Origin of the sequence: Simplicispira sp. (assembly GCF_028687295.1) — a bacterium.
Classification (GTDB): domain Bacteria; phylum Pseudomonadota; class Gammaproteobacteria; order Burkholderiales; family Burkholderiaceae_C; genus Simplicispira; species Simplicispira metamorpha.
The window spans coordinates 1-5,250 of sequence record NZ_JAQUAL010000193.1; the positions used below are offsets into that span (position 1 = coordinate 1).

Below are 5,250 nucleotides of genomic sequence, written 5' to 3' on the forward strand. Positions count from 1 at the left end.
AGGCCCACCGCCTGGGCTTGTTGCAAGGCGCCATCGTGGGCATTGGCAATGCGCCCACGGCGCTCATCGAACTGGCCCGGCTGATTGCGCAAGAGGGTGTGCGCCCCGCGCTGGTCGTGGGGATGCCGGTGGGCTTTGTCTCGGCAGCCGAATCCAAAGACTTGATTGCCAGCCAGCACGAAGTGCCGTGGCTGGTGATTCGCGGGCGCAAGGGCGGCTCGACGCTGGTGGTGGCTGCCTTGCACGCGCTGCTGGCGCTGACCGAGGCGCAGCAAAAGCAGTGGCGCGAGGCCAACCCCTGCGGGCAGGGCTGACACCGCCATGATGGAAAAAACCGTTCGCCGGGGCACCCGCACCGGGTTCACCACCGGGGCGTGCTCCGCCGCCGCCGCTGCCGCCGCAGTGCAGGGCCTGGTGCATGGCACGGTGCCCGACGCGGTCGATTGCCTGCTGCCCAATGGCGATGCGGTGCGCTTTACCGTCCACGATGGCCGCTGCGATGGCACCACCGCCCACGCCATGGTCATCAAAGATGCAGGCGACGACCCTGACTGCACCGACAAAGCGCACCTGACCGCCGATGTGCGCACCCTGCCCGGCCAACCCGGCGTGGTGTGCCTGCGCGGCGGCTTGGGCATTGGCACCGTGACCATGGCCGGGCTGGGGCTGGAGGTGGGTGGCCCGGCCATCAACCCGGTGCCCCGGCGCAACATCGAAAGCAACGTGCGCGCCGCCGCCGGGGCGCTGCTGGAGCACACCGGGCTGGCCATCACCTTGTCGGTGCCGCAGGGCGTGGAGATGGCCAAAAAAACGCTCAACGCGCGGCTGGGCATTGTGGGCGGCATCTCGATTCTGGGCACCACCGGCATCGTCAAACCGTATTCCACCGCGGCCTACCGCGCCAGCGTGGTGCAAGGCATTCAGGTGGCGGCCACGCTGGGCCACGGGGTGGTGGTGCTGACCACGGGCGGGCGTACCGAGCAGTTCACCATGAAAGAGCGCCCCGACCTGCCCCCCGCCTGCTTTGTGCAGATGGGCGACTTTCTGCGCTACGCCCTGGATGAGGCCGTGGCCCAGGGCCTGCGCCAGGTGGTGATTGGCGGCATGGTCGGCAAACTGACCAAAATTGCCCAGGGCGAAACCATCACCCACGCCCACCGCGCCGAGGTCGATACGCAACTGCTGGCCGACCTGGCCGCCAGCCTGGGCGCACCGCCCGCCGACTGCGCGGCCATCGCCGCCGCCGAAACCGCCCGCTTTGCCGCCGAGCGCATGGAGGCGCTGGGCCTGTCGGCACCGTTCCATACCGCCCTGGCCCGCGCCGTGGTGCGCACGCTGATGGCACCGGCGCGCTATGGCGGCCAATTTCAACTCCATGTGCTGGTGTGCGACTTTGACGGTCGCAAAGTGGCAGAGGCTTTTTCCCATGACTGACCCCCAACCCTGCCGCGTGATTGGCGTTCTGGACGACGGCGCCGCCAGCCTGAGCGCCACGGCACTGGCCTTTTTGCGCCGGGCCGATTGGGTCATTGGCGGTGCGCGCACGCTGGCGTTGCTCGACGATGACATCGCCCCCCACGCCATCCGCCGCGACCTGACCGGCCAGCTCAGCGCCGTGCCCGGCTGGATTGCCCAAGCCCGCGAAGCCCAGCAAACCAGCGTGGTGCTGGCCACGGGCGATCCGCTGTGCCACGGCATTGCCAGCTACCTGGCCGCGCGCCTGTGCATTGCGGCCATCGAGGTCTTGCCCAACGTCTCCACGCTGCAACTGGCCTGCGCCCGTTTTGGTGTGGCCTGGCAAGACGCGCGCATTGTTTCGGTACACAGCAAAGACGCTGGCGAATGGCAAGCGGGCACCGCACCCGGCCACGGCCTGTATGCGCTGGCGCAAGCGGTGCGCCAGCACGAGCGCCTGATCGTGCTGACCAGCCCCGACAACAGCCCCGACCGCATTGCCCGCCTGCTGCTGGCCGAAGGGCTGGGAGACGACTTTGTGCTGTGCGTGGCTGAGCGCCTGTGCTCGCCGCACGAGCGCACCTGGGCCGACATGCCGCCCGCAGAAGCCGCCCTGCACCGCTTTGCCGACCCCAACGTGGTGCTGCTGCTGCGCACCACGGCACGCCCGCGCCCGGTGTGCCTGGGCCTGGCCGACAGCGCCTACCAGCAGCGCCAGCCCGACAAGGGGTTGATCACCAAACAGGAAGTGCGCGCCGTCTCGCTGGCGCGGCTGCAACTGCGCTGCGACAGCCGGGTGTGGGACATTGGCGCGGGCAGCGGCTCGGTGGGGCTGGAAGCTGCGCGCCTGTGCCCGCAAGGCCATGTCTGGGCCATAGAGAAAAACGAGGCCGACGCCGCTATTGCCCGCCAGAACGCGCGCGCCCTGGGCATCAGCAACCACACGCTGGTACACGGCAAAGCCCCCGAGGGCCTGGACGCCTGGCCCGACCCCGACGCCATCTTTATCGGTGGCTCGGGCGGCGAACTGGCCGACCTGATCGCCCTGTGCCTGCGCCGCCTGCGCCCCGGCGGCTGGCTGGTGATGAACTTTGTCACCCTGGAGAACCTGGCCACCGCCACGCAAACATTGCAAGCGCTGGGGGCCACCTGGGATGTGCTGCAACTGCAAGCCGCCCGCAGCAAACCCATCTTGCACATGCACCGCATGGCCGCTGAAAACCCGGTGTGGATCGTCTGCGCCCAGCCGGGCGATGGAGCATGACCGTCATGACCCCTGCCGCCGCAGCCCCCACCACCCCATCGCTGGGCCGCCTCATCGGTGTATCCCTCGGCCCTGGCGACCCGGGCCTCATCACCCGCGCCGCGTGGGCGCAATTGCAGCGCACCGATGCAGTGTGGACGTACCCGGCCCGCAGCACCAAGACGCCCAGCTACGCCTTTGACATCGTGCAGCGCGCCGGGCTCACACCGCCTGCGCAGCACCAAACGCTGCTGTTTCCCATGACGCACGACGGCGACAAGCTCGCCCGCGCCTGGCTGCGCGCCGCCCAGACAGTGCTGCCCTGGCTGCTGGCCGGGCAAGACGTGTTGTTTTTGGTGGAAGGCGACGCCAGCACCTACGCCACCTTCGGCCACCTGGCGCGCACGGTGCAGGCGCTGGAGCCGCGCACCACCACCCAGGTCATTGCCGGGGTCAACGCCTTCACCGCCGCTTGCGCCGCACGCAACCTGCCGCTGGCCGAGCAGGACGACACCATCGCCATCGTGCCCGCCGCCTACGGCGTCAGTGCAGTCGATCGCCTTCTGACCGACTTCGACACCCTGGTGCTGATGAAGGTCAAGCCCCTGATGGACGACCTGATCGACTGGCTCACCCGCCGCGACCTGCTGCCCCACACCCAGTTCATTGAGCGCGTGGGTGCGCCCGACGAGCGCAGCATCAACGGCGTGGATCTGCCCGCGCTGCGTGGCACCAAGGTCAGCTACCTCTCGCTCATGGTGGTGAAGAACCCGCACCGCATCCGGGGCGAGCGCATCAAGGGCTGCCTCAAGAAGACATCGCCTGCGCCATTGCCGCCTGCCGATCGCCATGGCCTCTGTGCCGCACTGGAAACCGCCGAATGACCGCCACCGCATCCCCCGCAGCGCCCGCCGTGGTGCTCTCAACCCCCGCACAGCCTCTGCAAGAAGCCCGCGTCTGCATCGTCGCCATCACCCGCCACGGCGCGGCCCAGGCGGCCCAGCTGGCGCGTGATTTGCCTGATGCCCATGTCTGCACTGCCGCCAAATTTGCCCACGCATTTGACGGCCTGGGCAACCCGGTGCGCGCCTATGAAGGCGCGCTGCGCGACGAAATGGCACCGCTGTTTGCGGCCTACGATCAACTGGTGTTTTTTGTCTCACTGGGCGCGGTGGTGCGGCTGGTGGCGCCGCACTTGCAATCCAAAGACGAAGACCCCGGCGTCACGGTGGTCGATGACGCCGGGCAATTTGTCATTCCGGTGCTGTCGGGCCATGTCGGTGGTGCCAACGCCATGAGCGAGCGCATTGCCGACCTGATCGGCGCCACCCCCGTGCTGACCACCGCCTCGGATGTGGGCAAAACCATCCCCGTCGATATCCTGGGCCGCCACCTGGGCTGGCGCGTGGAGGCACCCAAAATCAACATCACCCGGGTTTCGGCGCATGTGGTCAATGGCGAGCCCATCGCCGTGGTGCAAGAGGCGGGCAGCACCCGCTGGTGGACACGGCCCACGCCGCTGCCCGCGCACATCGAGCGGCTGAGTGCCTTCAGCCAGGTGCGCCCCACGCACCACCGGGCCGTGCTGTGGATTACCGATGCCAGCGTTCCCCCGGCGCTGTGGGATGCCTGGGCCGAGCGGCTGGTGGTGTACCGCCCGCCAGCAGGCCAGCCCGCTGACGCCAGCACGGCCTGCACACCCACGGCAGCGGGGGCATGACGCCGCGCACCTTGCTCAGCGTCGGGCTGGGCTGCGACCGGGGCACACCGCTGGCCACCGTACAGACCTGCCTGCACGAAGCCCTGGCACAACTGGGCGCCACGCCCGCCGACATCGTGGCCGTGGCCAGCATCACCCTCAAGGCCGACGAGCCGGCCCTGGCACAACTGGCCGCGCTGCACGGCTGGACGCTGCAATGGTTCAGCCCGGCAGAGCTGGCCGCTGTGCCCGTGCCCAACCCCTCGGCCACGGTGCTGCGCCATGTCGGCACGCCCTCGGTCAGCGAGGCGGCGGCGCTGCTGGCCGGGCGGGTGCCCATGTCGGCCCTGCTGGTCGAAAAACACAAGCATCGCGGGCCCGATGGCAAGAACGCCACCGTGTCGATCGCCCGTGCGGCCGCGTCGTTTTCTGCCTCGCAATTTCCCACCCACCCCTCTGACGTTTCTTGAAAGGAAACCCCCATGCACATCGAAATCGGCATCCTCTCGCCCGAAAAAATTGCCTACGCCTCAGCCGCCGCCACCGCGCTGCTGGGCGCCCACGCCCTGGGCCTGCTCAAAAGTCCTGCGGCGTGGCTGCGCACCGCCCTGGCTGCGTTCTTCTTCAGCGTGCTGATGCAGGCGTGGCACGTGCCTGTGGGCCCGTCGGAGCTGCACCTGGTGGGTGCCATGCCGATTTACCTGTTGTTTGGCTTTGTTCCCACGTTGTTTGGCTTTGGCGTCGGTCTGCTCATGCAGGCGCTGGTGTTTGAGCCGCAAGACCTGGCCCACCTGGCCATCAACTTCCTGAGCCTGGCCGTGCCGCTGGTCACGGTACACCACACCCTGGGCAA

General features: G+C 68.6%; 7 protein-coding genes. All 7 read left to right on the forward strand.

Annotated elements, in window-relative coordinates; translation table 11 throughout:
* Positions 1–314 (forward strand): precorrin-8X methylmutase (locus tag PHX69_RS15195; protein ID WP_288044834.1); only part of this gene is annotated, 314 nt, incomplete at its 5' end.
* A 7-nt stretch (positions 315–321) separates the two neighbouring features.
* Complete coding sequence (locus tag PHX69_RS15200) at positions 322–1,434, forward strand: cobalt-precorrin-5B (C(1))-methyltransferase (RefSeq protein ID WP_288044836.1); 1,113 nt, start codon at positions 322–324, stop codon at positions 1,432–1,434.
* On the forward strand, positions 1,427–2,719 hold the full coding sequence (cbiE, locus tag PHX69_RS15205) for a precorrin-6y C5,15-methyltransferase (decarboxylating) subunit CbiE (RefSeq protein ID WP_288044838.1): 1,293 nt from the start codon (positions 1,427–1,429) through the stop codon (positions 2,717–2,719). The genes PHX69_RS15200 and cbiE overlap by 8 nt, the downstream gene beginning before the upstream one ends.
* A gap of 5 nt (positions 2,720–2,724) precedes the next feature.
* The gene (gene cobI / locus PHX69_RS15210; RefSeq protein ID WP_502958548.1) at positions 2,725–3,582 is read left to right on the forward strand and encodes a precorrin-2 C(20)-methyltransferase; all 858 of its coding nucleotides are present in this window, start codon (positions 2,725–2,727) and stop codon (positions 3,580–3,582) included.
* Positions 3,579–4,418: a cobalamin biosynthesis central domain-containing protein gene (locus tag PHX69_RS15215; protein ID WP_288044843.1), complete on the forward strand. Its 840-nt coding sequence runs from the start codon at positions 3,579–3,581 to the stop codon at positions 4,416–4,418. Before cobI ends, PHX69_RS15215 begins: the two co-directional genes overlap by 4 nt.
* Positions 4,415–4,867 carry a cobalamin biosynthesis protein gene (locus tag PHX69_RS15220; RefSeq protein ID WP_288044845.1) on the forward strand — a complete coding sequence of 151 codons (453 nt, stop codon included), beginning with the start codon at positions 4,415–4,417 and terminating at the stop codon, positions 4,865–4,867. Before PHX69_RS15215 ends, PHX69_RS15220 begins: the two co-directional genes overlap by 4 nt.
* A 12-nt stretch (positions 4,868–4,879) precedes the next feature.
* Positions 4,880–5,250: energy-coupling factor ABC transporter permease (locus tag PHX69_RS15225; protein WP_288044849.1), on the forward strand; the 371-nt coding region annotated here is incomplete at its 3' end.

What these genes read in the sequence shown, in the direction of transcription:
- PHX69_RS15220 (WP_288044845.1), top strand. Translation starts at nt 4,415, where the DNA reads ATGACGCCGCGCACCTTGCTCAGCGTCGGGCTGGGCTGCGACCGGGGC.
- cobI (WP_502958548.1), top strand. Translation starts at nt 2,725, where the DNA reads ATGACCCCTGCCGCCGCAGCCCCCACCACCCCATCGCTGGGCCGCCTC.
- PHX69_RS15200 (WP_288044836.1), top strand. Translation starts at nt 322, where the DNA reads ATGATGGAAAAAACCGTTCGCCGGGGCACCCGCACCGGGTTCACCACC.
- PHX69_RS15215 (WP_288044843.1), top strand. Translation starts at nt 3,579, where the DNA reads ATGACCGCCACCGCATCCCCCGCAGCGCCCGCCGTGGTGCTCTCAACC.
- cbiE (WP_288044838.1), top strand. Translation starts at nt 1,427, where the DNA reads ATGACTGACCCCCAACCCTGCCGCGTGATTGGCGTTCTGGACGACGGC.